At 61.7% G+C, this 17777-nt stretch carries 18 protein-coding genes; 13 read left to right on the forward strand and 5 right to left on the reverse strand.

The window, feature by feature from the left end:
- Positions 1-2: 2 nt before the first annotated feature.
- Both IQK56_RS21650 and IQK56_RS21655 read right to left on the reverse strand, forming a co-directional pair.
- On the reverse strand, positions 3-773 hold the full coding sequence (locus tag IQK56_RS21650; protein ID WP_193863636.1) for a fumarylacetoacetate hydrolase family protein: 771 nt from the start codon (positions 771-773) through the stop codon (positions 3-5).
- Between the two features lie 12 nt (positions 774-785).
- Positions 786-1445 (reverse strand): fumarylacetoacetate hydrolase family protein, encoded by a 660-nt coding sequence (locus IQK56_RS21655; protein ID WP_193863635.1) that lies wholly within the window; start codon positions 1443-1445, stop codon positions 786-788.
- A 178-nt stretch (positions 1446-1623) separates the two neighbouring features.
- Between IQK56_RS21655 and hpaA the strand changes: the two genes are divergently transcribed.
- Together hpaA and hpaR are read left to right on the forward strand one after the other, a co-directional pair.
- Positions 1624-2529 carry a 4-hydroxyphenylacetate catabolism regulatory protein HpaA gene (gene hpaA / locus IQK56_RS21660; protein ID WP_122308262.1) on the forward strand — a complete coding sequence of 302 codons (906 nt, stop codon included), beginning with the start codon at positions 1624-1626 and terminating at the stop codon, positions 2527-2529.
- 172 nt (positions 2530-2701) lie between these two features.
- On the forward strand, positions 2702-3124 hold the full coding sequence (hpaR, locus tag IQK56_RS21665) for a homoprotocatechuate degradation operon regulator HpaR (RefSeq protein ID WP_122308263.1): 423 nt from the start codon (positions 2702-2704) through the stop codon (positions 3122-3124).
- On the opposite strand, the gene IQK56_RS21670 is transcribed toward hpaR, so the two are convergent.
- Positions 3114-3680 (reverse strand): TetR/AcrR family transcriptional regulator, encoded by a 567-nt coding sequence (locus IQK56_RS21670; RefSeq protein WP_122308274.1) that lies wholly within the window; start codon positions 3678-3680, stop codon positions 3114-3116. The two genes, hpaR and IQK56_RS21670, sit on opposite strands and share 11 nt — an antisense overlap.
- A gap of 145 nt (positions 3681-3825) precedes the next feature.
- Between IQK56_RS21670 and IQK56_RS21675 the strand changes: the two genes are divergently transcribed.
- Genes IQK56_RS21675 through IQK56_RS21685 form a run of 3 tightly spaced genes read left to right on the forward strand, consistent with a single transcriptional unit; the run spans position 3826 to position 6474 of the window.
- Entirely contained in the window at positions 3826-4611 is a 786-nt protein-coding gene (locus IQK56_RS21675) for an SDR family NAD(P)-dependent oxidoreductase (protein ID WP_099584509.1), read from the forward strand.
- 45 nt (positions 4612-4656) lie between these two features.
- Complete coding sequence (locus tag IQK56_RS21680; RefSeq protein ID WP_122308265.1) at positions 4657-5658, forward strand: NADP-dependent oxidoreductase; 1002 nt, start codon at positions 4657-4659, stop codon at positions 5656-5658.
- A gap of 36 nt (positions 5659-5694) precedes the next feature.
- Positions 5695-6474 carry a FadR/GntR family transcriptional regulator gene (locus IQK56_RS21685; protein WP_122308266.1) on the forward strand — a complete coding sequence of 260 codons (780 nt, stop codon included), beginning with the start codon at positions 5695-5697 and terminating at the stop codon, positions 6472-6474.
- Here IQK56_RS21685 and IQK56_RS21690 read toward each other — a convergent pair.
- Together IQK56_RS21690 and IQK56_RS21695 are read right to left on the reverse strand one after the other, a co-directional pair.
- Positions 6414-7247 carry an NAD-dependent epimerase/dehydratase family protein gene (locus IQK56_RS21690; protein WP_193863634.1) on the reverse strand — a complete coding sequence of 278 codons (834 nt, stop codon included), beginning with the start codon at positions 7245-7247 and terminating at the stop codon, positions 6414-6416. The two genes, IQK56_RS21685 and IQK56_RS21690, sit on opposite strands and share 61 nt — an antisense overlap.
- 84 nt (positions 7248-7331) lie before the next feature.
- Positions 7332-8057 carry an oligogalacturonate-specific porin KdgM family protein gene (locus IQK56_RS21695; RefSeq protein ID WP_122308267.1) on the reverse strand — a complete coding sequence of 242 codons (726 nt, stop codon included), beginning with the start codon at positions 8055-8057 and terminating at the stop codon, positions 7332-7334.
- A 360-nt stretch (positions 8058-8417) separates the two neighbouring features.
- Here IQK56_RS21695 and IQK56_RS21700 point away from each other — a divergent pair, with 360 nt between their 5' ends.
- The 8 genes from IQK56_RS21700 to kdgD all read left to right on the forward strand — a co-directional run bounded on the left by IQK56_RS21700 (position 8418) and on the right by kdgD (position 17659).
- Positions 8418-9572, forward strand: coding sequence for a mandelate racemase family protein (locus tag IQK56_RS21700; RefSeq protein ID WP_122308268.1), 1155 nt, complete (start codon positions 8418-8420; stop codon positions 9570-9572).
- A 72-nt stretch (positions 9573-9644) separates the two neighbouring features.
- Positions 9645-11255: an ABC transporter substrate-binding protein gene (locus IQK56_RS21705; protein WP_122308269.1), complete on the forward strand. Its 1611-nt coding sequence runs from the start codon at positions 9645-9647 to the stop codon at positions 11253-11255.
- 45 nt (positions 11256-11300) lie between these two features.
- Entirely contained in the window at positions 11301-12314 is a 1014-nt protein-coding gene (locus IQK56_RS21710; protein ID WP_371929521.1) for an ABC transporter permease, read from the forward strand.
- A 45-nt stretch (positions 12315-12359) separates the two neighbouring features.
- Positions 12360-13964, forward strand: coding sequence for an ABC transporter substrate-binding protein (locus tag IQK56_RS21715; RefSeq protein ID WP_150761245.1), 1605 nt, complete (start codon positions 12360-12362; stop codon positions 13962-13964).
- Between the two features lie 32 nt (positions 13965-13996).
- Complete coding sequence (locus IQK56_RS21720) at positions 13997-14914, forward strand: ABC transporter permease (protein WP_191629752.1); 918 nt, start codon at positions 13997-13999, stop codon at positions 14912-14914.
- 15 nt (positions 14915-14929) lie between these two features.
- Positions 14930-15769, forward strand: a complete 840-nt coding sequence (locus tag IQK56_RS21725) for an ABC transporter ATP-binding protein (protein WP_122308271.1) — start codon at positions 14930-14932, stop codon at positions 15767-15769.
- Between the two features lie 11 nt (positions 15770-15780).
- Entirely contained in the window at positions 15781-16557 is a 777-nt protein-coding gene (locus IQK56_RS21730) for an ABC transporter ATP-binding protein (protein ID WP_122308272.1), read from the forward strand.
- Between the two features lie 190 nt (positions 16558-16747).
- Complete coding sequence (gene kdgD / locus IQK56_RS21735) at positions 16748-17659, forward strand: 5-dehydro-4-deoxyglucarate dehydratase (protein WP_099584520.1); 912 nt, start codon at positions 16748-16750, stop codon at positions 17657-17659.
- Positions 17660-17777: the final 118 nt, after the last annotated feature.

The raw sequence follows: 17777 nt of genomic DNA on the forward strand, positions 1-17777 counted from the left end.
GCTCAAGCCTCTTTACGGGCGCTGAAGAACGCCGTTTCGCTGACAATTCGATTGACCAGGCGGCCGACGCCTTCGACTTCCACCACCACTTCATCACCGGGCACCACGTCGGCCAGGCCTTCCGGCGTGCCGGTGGCGATCATGTCGCCGGGCTGCAAGGTCATGAAGCTGGACAGGTATTCGATCAGGTAAGGGATGTCGAAAATCATGTCCCTGGTGCTGCCTTCCTGGCGCAGCTCACCGTTGATCCAGGTGCGCAGGGTCAGGTTGCTCGGGTCCGGCACGTCGGCCACATCGACGATCCACGGACCGACGGGCGTGGTGGCGTCGCGGTTTTTCACCCGCAGGTTGGGGCGGTAGTAGTTTTCCAGGTAGTCGCGAATCGCGTAGTCGTTGCACACCGTGTAGCCCGCCACGTAGTCCAGGGCGTCTGCGCGCTTGACGTTGCGTGCCGGCTTGCCGATGACGGCCACCAGTTCGCACTCGTAGTGCATGTAGGCGACGTTGTCCGGGCGCCAGGTCACCTGGTTGTGGCCGGTGTAGGTGCCTGGCGACTTGATGAAGGCCAGCGGCTCGGTCGGTGGCTTGAACGCCAACTCGGCGGCGTGATCGGCGTAGTTCAAGCCCAGGGCAAACATACTGCCGGTGGCCGGTGGCAGCCATTGCACTTGATCTTCGGCCAGCAGGCGACCATCGGCCAGGCGCACAGCGTTGTGGTCTTCGACATGGGCGAGGTGGATCTGGCCTTCAAACTGGATACGGGCGTGTTTCATGGAAGCTCCTGTTTACTCGGCCACGACGTGGTTGACGAGGCGGCCCAAACCGCTGATTTCGACTTCGACGGTGTCACCCGGCTGCACATCGACGCGACCTTCAGGGGTGCCGGTGATCAGCACATCGCCGGCGTGCAGGGTCATGAACTCGCTGATTTCGGCGATCAGCAACGCAATGCCGCGCACGAAGGTGGCCGTGGTGTTGTGCTGGCGAATCTCGCCATTGACGTACAGCGTGATCGCCAGGCTATGCGGGTCGGCGACCTGGGCGGTGGGCACCAACTCTGGCCCGACGGCGCAGAAACCATCCCGGCATTTGGCTTTGACGGCGGGGCGGTAGTAGCTGTCTTCCGGCAGGCTGAATTCATTGATGATGGTGAATCCGGCGACGTAATCGAGGGCGTCGGCCTGGCTGACGCGGCTGGCACTCTTGCCCATCACCACGCCCAAGGCCGGGCCGGGTTGCAAGCGTTCGCCCTGGCCTGGGTGCACAACGTTGGCGCCGTGCTGGTTGCGCGTATTGGGCGTCTTGATAAACAGCACCGGCTTGACCGGAGGTTTCTGATACGGCGGTTGTTCGAATTCGGCGAGGTGCTGTTTCAGCAACCCCTGGTAGTTCAGCGCGACCCCGAAAAGGGTGCCCGTCGCGACGTCATGCAAGGCGCGGCTCATGCGTTCTCCTGGCAGAGCCGTGGGGCCCTGTATCTCGTTAATGTGTTAACAGTTATAATTAAGATGTTAACTATCGTCAAGCGTGGCACACTCTCGATGCGGTGGTTGTGCGGCCCGAATCGATGCAGGATGAGCGTGGCAGCACCCCGCCAATCAGAATAAAAACGAGTAGCGTGCGATGACCGACCGGCAACCTATCCCGAACATCAACATTGGCCAGGTGTACGACCAGCGCTACAGCGACGCGCAGGTCCATTACGACCGGCTGGCCAACCTGGCGGGATTTTTCGGGCGCAATATGCCGATTCACCGGCACGACCGGTTCTTCCAGGTGCACTACGTGAAAAGCGGCACGGTGCGCGTCTATCTGGATGACCAGCAGTACGTCGAGTCGGGGCCGATGTTCTTTCTCACGCCGCCCACCGTGCCGCACGCCTTTGTGACTGAGGCCGACAGCGACGGGCATGTGTTGACGGTGCGTCAGCAACTGGTCTGGCAACTGATCGATGCCGACCCCAGCCTGGCGCCGGCCGGTGCGCAACTGCCGGCCGCGTGCGTGGCGCTGGCGCAGTTGGGGCCGCATGACGCGCGTGAGATTCGCCGCCTGGATTTTTTGTTCGAGGAACTCAGCGAGGAGGTCGAGGCCCAGCGTCCAGGGCACAGTGCGGCCCTGGACAGCCTGACGCGCTTGATCATGATCAGCCTGTTGCGGCTGTGCTCGCACTCGCTCAAAGCCACGCCGGCGCGGCATGAAGACCTGAGGATTTTCCATCGCTTCAACGAGCTGATTGAAGCGCACTACCAGCAGCACTGGCCGTTGTCGCGGTATGCGCAAGGCATCGGCGTGACCGAAGCGCGGCTCAACGACGTGTGCCGGCGTATCGCCGACCTGCCGTCCAAGCGCCTGATCCTGGAGCGACTCATGCAGGAGGCCAAGCGGCTGCTGATGTTCACGGGCGGCTCCGCCAATGAAATCTGCTACCAGCTCGGCTTCAAGGACCCGGCCTATTTCAGTCGGTTTTTCCAGCGCTACGCACAGCTCACTCCGGGGGAGTACCGCCAGCGGCAATTGGGTTTGCGTTGAGCCAGGCATGGGAGAGTGCGCCTTGGTCTTGTTGATCTTGTACGGATCAGCATGACCAGCGCAGCGGTGCGACAGAATGGCTTTTACACGGAACCGATTGCACTTTTCACAGGCTTGCACCTGCTGGCCCGCGACACTAAGCTGCCGACTCGCCCCTCCAACTGGTGCCGATATGGCCAACCCCCGACCATCGCTGACCCTGACCCTGCTGCAAGCGCGTGAAGCCGCAATGGCTTTTTTCCGACCTGCGCTGAACCAGCACGAACTGACCGAACAACAGTGGCGCGTCATTCGCATACTGCACCAGCAGGGGGAACTCGAAAGCCATCAACTGGCCCAGCAGGCGTGCATTCTCAAGCCGAGCATGACCGGTGTGCTCAGCCGCCTGGAGCGTGATGGCCTGGTGCGTCGGCAGAAGTCCAGCCAGGACCAGCGCCGCGTGTTTGTCGACCTGACCGAACGCGGCCAGCAGTGCTTTGTCTCCATGAGTGCGGGCATGGAGAGCAACTACCAGAAAATCGAGGCGCAGTTTGGTCCGGAGAAAATGGAGCAACTGCTGGGCTTGCTCAATGAGTTGAAAAATATCAAGCCTTGAGGGCTGATTCGTCAGCGAGCAACGCCCTGCGGCAAACCTCCAGGATTTCATCCGCCAATGGCGAGTCGTCAGGGCAGGCGCGGGATAACACAATGGCGCCGATGGCATGGGCGAACCGGTTGATCATCTGTGCCCGAACGTCCTCATCCTGCCCGCCAGCGCCCTGTTGAAGGGCGGCCAGCGCGTTGTCGATGCCTTCGGCGAACGTCGCCTTTACCGTTTCTGACTGACGCGCGGCATCCCCGCACAGGGCCGACATGGTGCAACCCTGGCCGGGCGTATCACGGTGCTCCCTGGACACGTAACGATTGAAGAACTCATCGGCGCCAAGCCCCGCGCTGCTGGTCAGCGATTGGGACAGCCCGCTGGCGGCAGCTTCAGCCATCAAGTCAGCCTTTGACCCGAAGTGCTTGTAGAACCCGCCATGGGTGAATCCGGCTTCGGCCATCAGGTCGGCCACGCCGACGCCGTCATAACCGCGCTCGCGGAACAACCGGGAGGCCGTTTCGACGATGTGCGCCCGGTTTAACTGCACTTGTGCCTTGCTGACCCTCATACCCTGACCCTCGCTGCTGACCACTGTTTTCTGCGCCTTACTATACATTGATGTCGATCAGCATCAAAACCATTGACGAATAAGATTATGATCGACATCATAAGGGCCGTCCCACTCAATCATCGTTAACCTAGAGAGCACAGCCATGACGAACGCTTCTTCTATCCTGATCACCGGCGCGTCCAGCGGTATTGGCGCCACCTACGCCGAGCGCTTTGCCCAGCGCGGCCACGACCTGGTGCTGGTCGCCCGCGACAAGGCGCGGCTGGACACCCTGGCTGCGCGCTTGCGCCAGGAGCATGGCGTAGCGGTGGATGTGCTGCAGGCCGATCTCACTCAGCAAGCGGACCTGGCTGTGGTTGAAGCACGCTTGCGCGACGACACGCGCATCGGCGTGCTGATCAACAACGCAGGCGCTGCCCAAACGGGAGACTTCATGGCACAGACAGGCGAGAGCATCGAGCAATTGATCGCGCTGAACGTCACCTCGCTGACGCGGCTCGCCCGGGCAATTGCTCCGAGATTGGCAGAGGCCGGCGAAGGCGCCATCGTGAATATCGGTTCGGTGGTCGGCCTGGCACCGGAGTTGGGAATGACGCTGTATGGCGCGACCAAGGCGTTCGTGCAATTCCTGTCCCAGGGCATGAGCCTGGAGCTTTCCGGCAAGGGCGTTTATGTACAGGCGGTACTGCCGGCAGCCACCCGCACGGAAATCTGGGAACGCTCGGGCATCGACATCAACACGCTGCCGGAGGTCATGGAGGTGGGCGAACTGGTGGATGCCGCACTGATCGGCTTCGACCGCCGTGAACTCGTGACCATACCGCCGCTGCATGACGCCGCGCGCTGGGACAGCCTCCAGTCTGCGCGTCAGGGGTTGCTGTCGGAACTGCGCCAGGCCCACGCCGCCGAGCGTTATCGTCCTCAATAATGTGCAATCGCGTACCGCCGACTTACTCCGTACAGAGCTGATCCCATGAAGGCATTTTTCATCGAACGCTACAAAGACCCTGGTCGGATCGGCCAGTTGCCCGAGCCTGATGTGCGGGATAACGAGGTGTTGGTGCAGGTGCACGCCGCCAGCATCAACCTGTTGGATGCCAAGATCAGAAAGGGCGAGTTCAAGCTGATCCTGCCGTATCGGTTCCCGCTGGTGCTGGGCAATGACTTGGCGGGTGTGGTCGTGCGGACAGGGGCCAAGGTCAAGCGCTTCAAGCCGGGCGACGAGGTGTATGCGCGGCCTCATGACGAACGCATCGGCACGTTCGCCGAGCGGGTCTGCGTGAGGGAAGATGCCTTGGCGTTCAAGCCCGGCAACCTCGACATGACGCAGGCGGCGGCGCTGCCGCTGGTCAGCTTGACGGCGTGGCAGGTGCTGGTGGAAACCGCCCAGCTGAAAAAAGGCCAGAAGGTGCTGATTCATGCAGGCTCTGGTGGCGTGGGCACGATCGCGATTCAACTGGCCAAGCACTTGGGCGCGTTTGTGGCGACCACCACCAGTACGCGCAATGTCGAATGGGTCAAGGCCTTGGGCGCAGACCTGGTCATCGACTACCAGAAGCAGGCATTCGACAGCGTCCTGCAAGGCTATGACGTGGTCCTCAACAGCCTGGGCGCAGACGTACTGGCGAAATCGCTCAAAGTCCTCAAGCCCGGCGGACGGCTCATTTCCATCGCTGGCCCGCCGACACCGCAGTTTGCCCAGGAGCAAGGCTTGTCCTGGGGCTTGAAAGGCGTCATGGGTCTATTGAGCTACGGCATCCGACGCAAAGCGCGGCAATGCGGGGTCAGCTACTCATTCGTGTTCATGCGGGCCAATGGCGAGCAGCTGCGTGAGATCACGGCACTGGTGGAGTCGGGTGCGATCAAGCCGGTGGTGGACCGCACCTTCGCGTTTGAGTCGACGGCAGAGGCGTTGGCCTATGTGGAGACGGGTCGGGCTAAAGGGAAGGTTGTCGTACAACTGAATGCGCTATGATGGGCATTCATTCGCCAACCGAGATATCCGTTCTTGATGGACAACCCGAACGTCCAGCCCACCGTTCGCCGCCGGCACCGCAGCCTGGCTGAAGAACTGGTCACCGAGCTTTCCCGGCGCATCTGCACCGGGGAACTTGCGCGTGCAACCAAGCTGCCTACCGAATCCGAAGTGATGGCCGAACACGGCGTGAGTCGCACCGTGGTGCGTGAGGCCATCTCGCGTCTGCAAGCTTCTGGCCTGGTGGAAACCCGGCACGGCGTTGGCACGTTTGTCAGGGATATTCCCAGCCCCAGCGGGTTTCGGATCGACCCGGACACCATCGTCACCTTGCAGGACGTGCTGGCGGTGCTGGAGCTGCGCATCTGCCTGGAAGTGGAGGCGGCCGGCCTGGCCTGTGTGGGCCGCACCGACCAGCAATTGCAGGTGATGCGCGACTCACTGGATGCGCTGAATTCGCGGGCGGTGAGTGCCGATTACGCGGTGACGGCAGACTTTCAGTTTCACCAGCAGATCGCGTTGGCCACCGGCAATCGCTATTTCACCGACATCATGTTGCACCTGGGGGTCAACATCCTGCCGCGTACACGCTTGCACTCAAAGCGCTTGGCCAACGCCAATAAAGAGCCCTATCTGGAGCGCCTGAGCCGCGAGCACGAAGACATCTACAAAGCCATTTTGCGCCGTGACGCAGACGCCGCTCGCGCCGCTATGCGCCTGCATCTCTCAAACAGCCGCGAGCGTATGCGCCGGGCCTATGAAGCGGCCGCCGCCGAATTGTCGAACGGCCCCGCTGCGGTGAACGCGCCGCCCTGAAGCCCGGCGCCGGGCTCATCCACCGCCGGTTGCGCTTGCTGCTCGACCTTGGCGCGAAACTGCTCCGAGCTGTCCTGCGGCGCAAAGCCCAGGTGCTCGGCATGCCGATTGCTCCACCAGCGCTCCTTATTGTCTGAAACGCCATACACCACACTGTGCCCGACGTCCTTGGCCAGCAGGGCGCGGGCCACCAGGTGATCAAGGTCCGCATAGCTCAGCCAGGTGTGCAGCATCCGTCGGTTGCGCGGTTCGGGGAACGAGGAGCCGATGCGCAGGCTCACGGTTTCAATCCCGTAGCGATGAAAATAGAACGCCGCGAGGTCTTCGCCGTAAGCCTTGGAGAGCGCGTAGTAACCATCCGGGCGGCGCTGTGCGTGCACATCCAGTTCCACGTCCTGGGGGTAAAAACCGGTGACGTGATTGGAGCTGGCGAACACAATCCGCTTGACCCCTTGTTGCCGCGCCGCTTCGTAAATGTGGAAGGTGCCGCGGATATTGGCGTCGAGAATCTCCTCGAACGGCCGCTCCACTGAAATCCCGCCCAGGTGCACGATCGCGTCAACGCCGTCGACCAGCGCCGCCACGGCAGCCTTGTCGGCCAGGTTGCACGGGATCACTTCGTCGTGCGCACCCGCGCTGGGCGCCATGGCGCTGATGTCCGAGGCGCGCACGATGTCGGCATGGGCCTGCAAGGTTTCGCGCAGGATCTGCCCCAGGCCGCCGGCGGCGCCGGTGAGCAGGATGCGAGTGAAGGGTTTGGACTGTGTGGTCATGGTCAGGTCTTCCATTGAACGCTGAAGGCAGGGGGTTGCTGGCGAGCGATGCGCGTTCGCCAGGCAAGTCGCGGGGAGGGCGCGTTACATGAAGTTGTATTGGACGCCCAGGCGCCACCGCGCCTGACGGTCTTCTGTGGTGGAGTTGACCTTCACATCACCAATCTCCATGAACGGTGCCCATTCCTTGGTGAGCTTGTATTTGACGATCAGGTTCTGTTCGTAGTCGCTCTTCTTGTTGTCGTAGCGGATGTAGTCCGTCTTGAAATAGATGAACTGATATTCGTACGCCCACTTACTGGCCGGCGTGTAGCCGAGCCAACCCTCGAAACGGTGGGTGGTCTGGTCATCCTTGATGTGGTCGGGCAGGTCTTCATTGACCTGGTCGCGGTCCAGCTTTTTGGTGTCCAGGCGATAGCGCGTGGCGGCATAGAAGGCATCGTTGATCTTGTAGTTGTACTTGAGGCCCAGCTTGTAGGTGGTCGAGTCCTTCGAGCTGTCCATCTGGAACGCCGGGGTCAAGGTCGATTGCGGGCTGAGCTTGTAGTTGTAGCTGACGGTGAACTCATGCCCGTTGTTGACCATGTTGTCGTAGGCGACATCTTCACGGTCCCCGGCCGTGCGGTATTTCATTTCCGCTTCAAATCCCAGGCCACTGTCCAGGCGGTAGTTGAGCTTGATTCGGTCAGCGTGGGCGCTGTCTTCCTCAGTGAACTGGTGGCGGTAGTTGATGCTGGCAGAGTCAGCGCTGACATACAGCGGCAGGCCGAGGGTCAGGGCAGTAACGAGCGTGCGTAGGGTGGTGTTCATACGGTCTTCTTTTTTTGTTTTTGTTAGGGTCGTTTGACGGTTGCTACGGCGATACGTTGTTGCGTGTGGCTCTCATCTAAGGTGCCGATATACGTTATCGTACGACAAGATGACTCGTCTAGCGGTTATCGGTTGATTTGAAACACTTTGAAACATATGTGCCCTATGAATAGGGCTTTACAGCAACCGCTGTTATTCCTTGGTTGTCTTTAAAAATAGGGGTTTTACGGCGTTTGGCGGGAAATTCACGCTGAGGCAGGGCGGGTTATTGGGTCTTTTCAAGTGTTGTACGATGACCTATGATCGGTCGCAACAGACGACATTCCTGTCTCAAATCCAATAAGAAGGCTTAAGACGTCCATGAGAATCACAGCAGTCAACGTCCAGGTGTTTTCCTACCCGACCCGCCGCGCAGTCGACAGCGCCGGCCATGCTCACCCCGGTGATGTCGCCCAGGCGCAGATGGCTTTGCTGCGCATCCAGACTGAAGATGGCCAGGAAGGTTTTGCGTTCGGCGCCCCTGAATTGATCCGCCCGTATGTGTTGGATGGGTTCGTGCGCAAAGTGCTGGTGGGGCAGAACGCTTTTGATCGTGAAAAGATCTGGCAAGACCTCGCCCATTGGCAGCGTGGCAGTGCCAGCCAACTGACCGACCGCGCCTTGGCCCTGGTTGAGCAGGCGCTGTGGGATTGGGCGGGGCGCAAACTCGGCGTGCCGGTGCACAAGTTGATCGGTGGTTTCCGCGACAAGGTGCCGGCCTACGGCTCGACCATGTGTGGCGACGAGCTGCCCGGCGGCCTCGCTACCCCCGAAGATTACGGGCGCTTCGCCGAGACCTTGGTGCAGCGCGGCTACAAGGCCATCAAGCTGCACACCTGGATGCCGCCGGTGTCCTTCGCGCCGAGCCCGCGCATCGACGTCAAGGCCTGCGCGGCCGTGCGTGAAGCGGTTGGCCCGGACATCGCGCTGATGCTCGACGGTTACCACTGGTACAGCCGCACCGAAGCGCTGTACATCGGTCGCGAGCTGGAGAAACTCGACTTCGCCTGGTTCGAAGAACCGATGATGGAAGAGTCCGCCGAGTCCTATGCCTGGCTCGCAGGGCAGTTGGATATTCCGGTGCTCGGCCCGGAAACCCTGTCCGGCAAACACCTGGCCCGCGCCAGTTGGGTCAAGCACGATGTGTGCGATATCTTGCGTGCCGGTGTTGCGGGCGTCGGCGGCATTGCGCCGTGCCTGAAGGTCGCGCACCTGGCCGAATCGTTTGGCATGGATTGCGAAATTCACGGCAACGGTGCCGCCAACCTGGCGGTGGTCGGCGCGATCAAGAACTGCACCTGGTATGAGCGCGGCCTGTTGCACCCGTACCTGGATTACGACGAAGTGCCGGCCTACCTCAATCGCCTGGTGGACCCGATGGACAGCGATGGATTTGTGCACCTGTCCGACTCGCCGGGCCTGGGCGAAGACATCAATTTCAACTACATCGAGACCAATACGCTCAAGAGCTTCTGACGTGTAAACGGTCAGCTCGGCCTACGTTGAGCTGGCCGAGAGCCCTATAAATATAAAAAAGGCACTCTCGCTATGAACATATTCCCTTCGCTGTGGGCGCGGGTATTCGTCGCCGCCCTGGCCGTCACCGCCGTACCGGCAAGCTTTGCCAAGACGCCGGCCGATCAACTGATCGTCGGCATGAGCATGATCAACCTGCTGTCCCTCGACCCGGCGGCCGCCACCGGCCTGGACGTGTCGGAAATCAACGCCAACCTGTATGACATGTTGCTGGTGCAGGATGTCGCCCAGCCGGATCGCCTGGTACCGGCGCTGGCCGAGCGCTGGCAGGTCAGTGAGGACCGCAAGACCCTGACCTTCAACCTGCGCAGTGGGGTGAAGTTCCAGTCCGGCAATGACTTGAGCGCCGAAGACGTAGCCTGGTCGCTGCACCGGGTGCTCAAGCTCAACCTCGCGCTGGCCTCGACCTGGAAGGCCTATGGCTTCACCGCCGAAAACGTCGAGCGCTACATGCGCGCCACGGATGCCACGACTTTCGTGATCGAACTGCCACGGCCGACCGACCCGCTGCTGGTGCTCAACACCCTGGCCACCTCGCCGAGTGCGTTCATCCTCGACCGCAAAAAAGTCCTCGAACACCAGAAAGGCACTGACATGGGCGCCGCCTGGCTGGTGACCCACGCGGCCGGCAGCGGCGCATTCGCGCTCAACGACTGGCGCGCCAACGATGTGATCCTGATGACCCGTTTCGACGGTTACTGGGGCGGCCCGGCCAAGCTCAAGCGCATCGTGATGCGCAACATGACCGAGTCGCAGTCGTTGCGCCTGATGATCGAACGCGGAGACCTGGACATCGCCAAAGGCATGTCCGCGCCGGACATCGAAGCCCTGCAGAAAAGCGACAAGGTGCGCACCCAGACCCTGCAGCGCGGCACCCTGTATTACGTGGCCCTGAGTGTGAAGCAGCCGATGTTCGCTGATGCCCGCGTGCGCAAGGCCGTGCGTTCGCTGATCGACTACCAGGGCATCAACCAGACGGTCATGCCCCATTACGGCGTGATCAACCAACGCCCGATGCCGCTGGGTCTGGCAGCGCGCCTGCCGGATCCCGGCTACCAGCTCAATGTCGAACAGGCCAAGGCCTGGCTGGCTGAAGCGGGTTACCCGAACGGCTTCAAGACCACCATTCGCGTGCTGGCCGAGCCGCCCTTCATCAACATCGCCTCCAACCTGCAATCGACCCTGGCCCAGGCCGGTATCGAAGCCAGCATCATCACCGGCACCGGTAACCAGATCTACGGCGCGATGCGCGAGCGCACTTTCGACATCATCGTCGGCCGCGGTGGCGGCGGGGCGGAGCGTCATCCCCATTCCAGCCTGCGCACCCTGGTGTACAACCCGGATAACCGCGATGAGGCCAAGCTGACCAATTTCCAGGGCTGGCGCACCTCGTTCTACAGCCCTGAGTTGAACCAGTTGATCGAGAGCGCGGAAGTCGAGCCGGATGCCGACAAGCAACTGACGCAGTACCGCGAGATCCAGGAGCAGGTCGATCAGCAGGTCGGGGCCATCTTGCCGGTCTCGCAGATGACCGACACCGTGGTGGTGTACACCGACGTGGCCGATTTCCAGGGCCATACCGCTGCGACCACGCGCTACAAAGACGTCTACAAAAAGCGCTGATCGATTTACCAGGAGCTCACTATGTTTGTTATGACTGCCTCTGTCATGGGCGCTCGCGCTTCCAATACCCTGCGGCGCGCCAGCACCGTGCTGGTGACGTTGCTCGGCCTGTTGGCGCTGACCTTTATCATCGGCCGGGTCATGCCGCTTGACCCCGTGCTGGCGGTAGTCGGGCCGGACGCCGACAGTTCCACCTACGACCAGGTGTACCGGTCGATGGGCCTGGACAAGCCGATCTGGACCCAGTTCGGCCTTTACCTCAATGACCTGCTCCACGGTGATTTCGGCAACGCGCTGCTCACCGGTCACCCGGTGCTGGATGACATCCTGCGGGTGTTCCCGGCGACCATCGAACTGGCCACGTTGGCGATCCTGTTTGGCGTGCTGATCGGCTTGCCGCTGGGCGTGTGTGCGGCGAGCAATCAAGGTCGGCTCGGCGACCACGTGGCGCGGGTGATTACCCTGTTCGGCTATTCCACACCGATTTTCTGGCTGGGCATGATGGGCCTGCTGGTGTTCTACGCCTGGCTCGGCTGGGCCGGCGGTGCGGGGCGCATCGACCTGGCCTACGACGGCATGGTGCCGGAAGTTACTGGCCTGCTGCTGATCGACACCTCCCTTGCTCGTGACTGGGACGCCTTCGCCAGCGCCCTGCGGCATATCGTGTTGCCGGCGCTGATCCTGGGCCTGAACTCGGTCGCGTACATCAGCCGCATGACCCGCAGCTTCATGCTGGAGCAACTGTCCCAGGAGTACATCATCACCGCACGGGTCAAGGGGTTGTCCCGTCGTCAGGTGGTGTGGGGGCATGCGTTTCGCAACATCCTTGTGCAGTTGCTCACCGTGGTTGCGCTGGCCTATGGCTCGCTGCTCGAAGGTGCGGTGCTGATCGAAACCGTGTTCGCCTGGCCGGGATTCGGCCAGTACCTCACCAGCAGCCTGATGCTCGGTGACATGAATGCGGTGATGGGCTGCGTGCTGGTGATCGGCCTGATTTTCGTCGCGCTCAACCTGATCAGCGATGCCTTGTACAAGGTGTTTGATCCGCGCACCCGTTAATGCGCAACGCGGTACCGATAAAACTATAAGAAGAAGGAATTTTTCATGACATTTTCGAAACTGCACCTTGGCCTGCTTACCGCCGTCCTCGCCCTCGGCCCGATGACCCTGGCCAACGCCAAGACCCCGGCCGATCAACTGATCGTCGGCATGAGCATGGTCAACCTGTTCTCCATCGACCCGGCCAACGCGCCCGGCCTGGATGCGTCCGGCGTCAACGCCAACCTTTACGACACACTGATCAAGCGTGACCAGGGCAACCCGGAAAAGCACCTGCCGCAATTGGCCGAACGCTGGGACATCAGCGAGGACGGCAAGCAGGTGACGTTCCATCTGCGCCAGGACGTGAAATTCCATTCGGGCAACCCGCTGACCGCCGAGGACGTGGCGTGGTCGCTGTACCGCGTGATGAAGCTCAACTTCGGCCTGGCTACCACCTGGAAGGCCTACGGCTACAGCGTCGACAACATCCAGGCGCTGATCCGCGCCACCGACGCCCACACCTTGGTCGTCGACCTGCCACAGACCATGGACCCCTTGTTGTTGGTGGACTCCCTGGCTATCTCGCCCAGCGCCGTGATCGTGGACCGCAAGACCGCCCTGGCCCATGAAAAAAACGGTGACCTCGGCGCCGGTTGGCTGGTGACGAACGAGGCTGGCAGCGGCCCCTTCGTGCTGACCAAATGGAGCGCCAACGACTCGCTGCTGCTGACCCGTTTTGACGGCTACTGGGGCGGCGCAGCCAAGCTCAAGCGCGTGGTGGTGCGGCACATGACCGAGTCCCAGTCCCTGCGCCTGATGCTCGAACGCGGCGATCTGGACCTGGCCTACGGCATGGCTGCGCCGGACATTCGTGCCATCGACGGCTCGGACAAGATCCAGGTGCAGTCGCTGCCGCGCGGCACCATGTATTACGTGGCCATGAGCATGAAGCAGCCGGAATTCGCCAAGCCCAAGGTGCGCGAAGCGGTGCGCAACCTGATCGACTACAAAGGCCTGGACCAGCAAGTGATGCCGTATTACGGCAAGCTCAACCAGCAGCCGATGCAGTTGGGCCTGGAGGCGCGACTGCCGGATCCCGGCTATCACATGGACGTGGCCAAGGCGAAAGCCCTGCTGACTGAGGCCGGTTACCCCGAGGGCTTCAACACCACTATCCGAACGCTGTCGGAGCCGCCGTTCATTGATATCGCTGCGCGCCTGCAAGCCACACTGGCCGAAGGCGGGATCAAGGCCAGCATCGTCACCGGCACCGGCAACCAGGTGTACGGCGCGATGCGTGCGCGCAATTTCGAGATCATCGTGGCCCGGGGCGCCGAGCGTTACCCGCACCCGTATTTCAGCCTGCGCACCTTTGCCTACAACCCTAATAACAGTGATGACGCCGGCCTGCCGAACTTCCAGGGCTGGCGCGCTTCGTTTTTCAATCCGCAGATCAACAGTCTGATCGACCAGGCCGGCGTGACGCGTGATTCGGCGCAGCGGGTCAGCCTGTATCACCAGGCGCAGAACCTCTACGACCAGCAAGTGGGGCCGATCCTGATGATTTCGCAGATGACCGACACCGTGGTCAGTGCTGCCGACGTCAAGGGCTTCACCGGTGACGATGCCGAGGCCACCCGTTACCTGGGTGTCTACAAGCAGCGTTGAGTGCTTCCAGAATTCACACAGAGAAGATGCTTATGAATGCCAATCTGTCTTCCATCGAATCGACGACGAAGCGCCCGGTGGATCGCTCGCCAGGCTCCAGCTTCGACGCGTTCTGCAAGAGCGGCCTGCGGGTGTTGCGTCACCTGTTGCGCAACCCCATGACCCTGGCGGGCCTGCTGGTGGCCCTGCTGCTGGTGGTGGTCGCGGCCTTTGCGCCGTGGATCGCCACCCATGACCCGGTGGCGCAGAATCTTGCCAATGCCTTGCAGGCGCCAGGCTCGGCGCATTGGTTCGGCACCGATGAATATGGCCGGGACATCTTCAGCCGGCTGGTCTACGGTTCGCGAATCACGCTGTACATCATTGGCCTGGTGACGGTGATCGTGGGGCCGATCGGGCTGTTTATCGGCACCGTGTCGGGCTACTTCGGCGGCGCGGTCGACACCGTGTTCATGCGCCTGACCGACATCTTCATCTCCTTCCCCAGCCTGGTCCTGGCCCTGGCCTTTATCGCGGCCCTCGGCCCTGGCCTGGAGCACGCCGTGGTGGCGATTGCCTTGACCTCCTGGCCGCCGATTGCGCGGCTGGCGCGGGCTGAAACCCTGTCCTTGCGCAATGCCGATTTTGTCGTCGCGGTAGAGCTGCAAGGCGCCTCGCCGGCGCGGATTATCCTGCGTCATATCGTGCCGATGTGCCTGTCCTCGGTGATCATCCGCCTGACCATGAACATGGCGGGGATCATCCTCACCGCCGCGGCACTGGGCTTTCTCGGCCTGGGTGCCCAGGCGCCGTTGCCGGAGTGGGGCGCAATGATCTCCACCGGCCGCCGCTACATGCTCGAATGCTGGTGGCTGGTGGCGGTGCCAGGGGCGGCGATCATGCTGGTCAGCCTGGCTTTCAACCTGTTGGGCGATGGCCTGCGGGACATCCTTGATCCGCGCAGCGAATAATCGGAGGAATACCTGATGTCCGCCATTAAATTGAACGTCGAAGGGCTTAACGTGCGCTTCGTCAGTGGCCAGAAAGAAACCCACGCCGTGCGCGATGTGTCCTTCACCCTGGGTCGGGAAAAACTGGCGATTGTCGGTGAGTCCGGCTCGGGTAAATCCACCGTGGGCCGCAGCCTGCTCAAGCTGCATCCGCCCAGCGCCAAGATCACCGCCAAGGCCATGGCGTTTGGCGAGGTCGACCTGCTGTCGGCCAGTGAAAAAGCCATGCAGAAGATTCGCGGCCAGCGCATCTCGATGATCATGCAGGACCCAAAGTATTCGCTGAACCCGGTGGTCAAGGTCGGCGACCAGATCGCCGAAGCCTACCTGGCCCATCACAAGGCCAGCCGCAGCGATGCCCGCGAGCGGGTGCTGCAGATGCTGGAGCAGGTGCATATCCGCGACCCGCAGCGCGTCTATAACCTGTATCCCCACGAAGTCTCCGGCGGCATGGGGCAGCGCATCATGATCGCGATGATGGTGATCACCCGCCCTGAAGTGATCATCGCCGACGAGCCCACCTCGGCCCTGGATGTCTCGGTGCGCCAGCAAGTGCTCAACGTGCTGGAAGAGTTGGTGGACCAGCAGCAGATGGGGCTGATCTTCGTCAGCCATGACCTCAACCTGGTACGCAACTACTGCGACCGCGTACTGGTGATGTACGCCGGGCGCGTCGTCGAATCCCTGGCCGCCTGCGACCTGCACTACGCCGAGCACCCCTACACCCGTGGCCTGCTGGCCGCGTTGCCGAGCATGGATAACCGCCGTGCGCACCTGCCGGTGCTCAAGCGCGACCCCCTCTGGCTGACCCAATAAGGAACCTGACCATGCCCATGATCCAAGCGCACGCCTTGAACCTGAGCTTCGGCACCGGCGCGGCCATCAACCAAGTGCTGCACGATGTGAGCCTGAGTGTCGCCGACGGTGAATCGTTCGGCCTGGTGGGGGAGTCCGGTTCGGGCAAGACCACCGTGCTGCGCTGCCTGGCCGGGCAGTACCGGCACTGGAACGGCGAGCTGAGCATTGCCGGCGCGCCGTTGCAGCACAAGATTCCCAAGGAACACTTTCGCAAGGTGCAGATGGTCTTCCAGGACCCTTACGGCTCCCTGCACCCTCGACACACCATCGACACCGCGTTGCGCGAGCCGTTGATTATCCACGGGGTAGGGGACAAGGACGACCGTATTAACGAGATCTTGCTCAAGGTCGGCCTGAACGACAGTTTCCGCTTTCGCTACCCGCACCAGTTGTCCGGTGGCCAGCGCCAGCGCGTAGCGATTGCGCGCGCCTTGATCCTGGAACCCCGCGTGCTGCTGCTGGATGAGCCGACCTCGGCGCTGGATGTGTCGGTCCAGGCCGAGATTCTCAACCTGCTGGCGGACCTGCGTCAGCGCGAGAAACTCACCTACCTGCTGGTGACCCATGACCTGGGTGTGGTGACTCACTTATGCGACCGGGTGGCGGTGATGCAGCACGGCAAGATCGTCGAACTGCTCGACTGTCAGGCCCTGAGCCAGGACCAGGCGGCGCACGACTACACGCGCATGTTGGTGCAGGCCAGCCGTGACTTCAGTCAGGAGTCCGAGCGGCGACGTGTTGGCTAAAAACAGTAGTCATCGTATGACTTTGCTTTGGTTTATTTATTTATTGGTGTGAATAAACGCCTATTTCATTGGGTTTAGCTGCATTTTCACAATGAAAGGTGTTTAGAGGGTGGTATTAGTATTTTTGTAGTTGTACGATGACGTACCTCTTGAGGTATTCCATTCAAATTTCGAATAAAGGTTTGCGAACATGACGCCACAAGAACTAAAAACAGTCCTGTCTTCCGGCTTGCTCTCGTTCCCGGTTACCGACTTTGATGCCGCCGGCGACTTCCGCGCCGACACCTACGCTCGCCGCCTGGAATGGCTGGCGCCTTATGGCGCAAGTGCGTTGTTCGCCGCGGGCGGCACTGGGGAGTTCTTCTCCCTGGAGTCCAAGGAGTACACGCAGATCATCAAGACGGCCGTGGACACCTGCAAAGGCCAGGTGCCGATCCTCGCCGGTGCCGGTGGCCCAACGCGCCAAGCCATCGCTTATGCCCAGGAAGCCGAGCGCCTCGGCGCTGCGGGTATTCTGCTGATGCCCCATTACCTCACCGAAGCCAGCCAGAAGGGCTTGGTGGCCCACGTTGAGCAAGTGTGCAACTCGGTGGATTTCGGCGTGGTGGTGTACAACCGCAACCTCTGCCGCCTCAACGCCGACAGCCTGGAACAACTGGCCGAGCGCTGCCCGAACCTGATCGGCTTCAAGGACGGCATTGGTGAGGTCGAATCCATGGTCAGCATCCGCCGTCGCCTGGGCGATCGCCTGACCTACCTTGGCGGCCTGCCGACTGCCGAAGTCTATGCCGCCGCCTACAAGGCCCTCGGCGTGCCGGTGTACTCCTCGGCGGTGTTCAACTTCATCCCGAAAACCGCGATGGACTTCTACCGTGCCGTGGCTGCCGACGACCACGCGACCGTGGGCCGTTTGATCGATGATTTCTTCCTGCCGTACCTGGCGATTCGCAATCGCTGTGAAGGTTATGGCGTGAGTATCGTCAAGGCCGGCGCACGCTTGGTCGGCCACGATGCGGGCCCGGTGCGCGCACCATTGACCGACCTGCTGCCCGATGAAGTGGAGCAACTGGCGGTGCTGATCGAGGCCCTCGGGGCTCAATAAAACGTCGGTCGGCGGCGCCCTCATGGCGCCGCTGTCCGGTGAGCCTGCGAGGAGGCCGTTCGAACCCTCCACGCAACAGATGCAGCCCATCAACGTGAATACCGGCAAAAACAAGGAG

This window comes from Pseudomonas cyclaminis (assembly GCF_015163715.1).
Classification (GTDB): domain Bacteria; phylum Pseudomonadota; class Gammaproteobacteria; order Pseudomonadales; family Pseudomonadaceae; genus Aquipseudomonas; species Aquipseudomonas cyclaminis.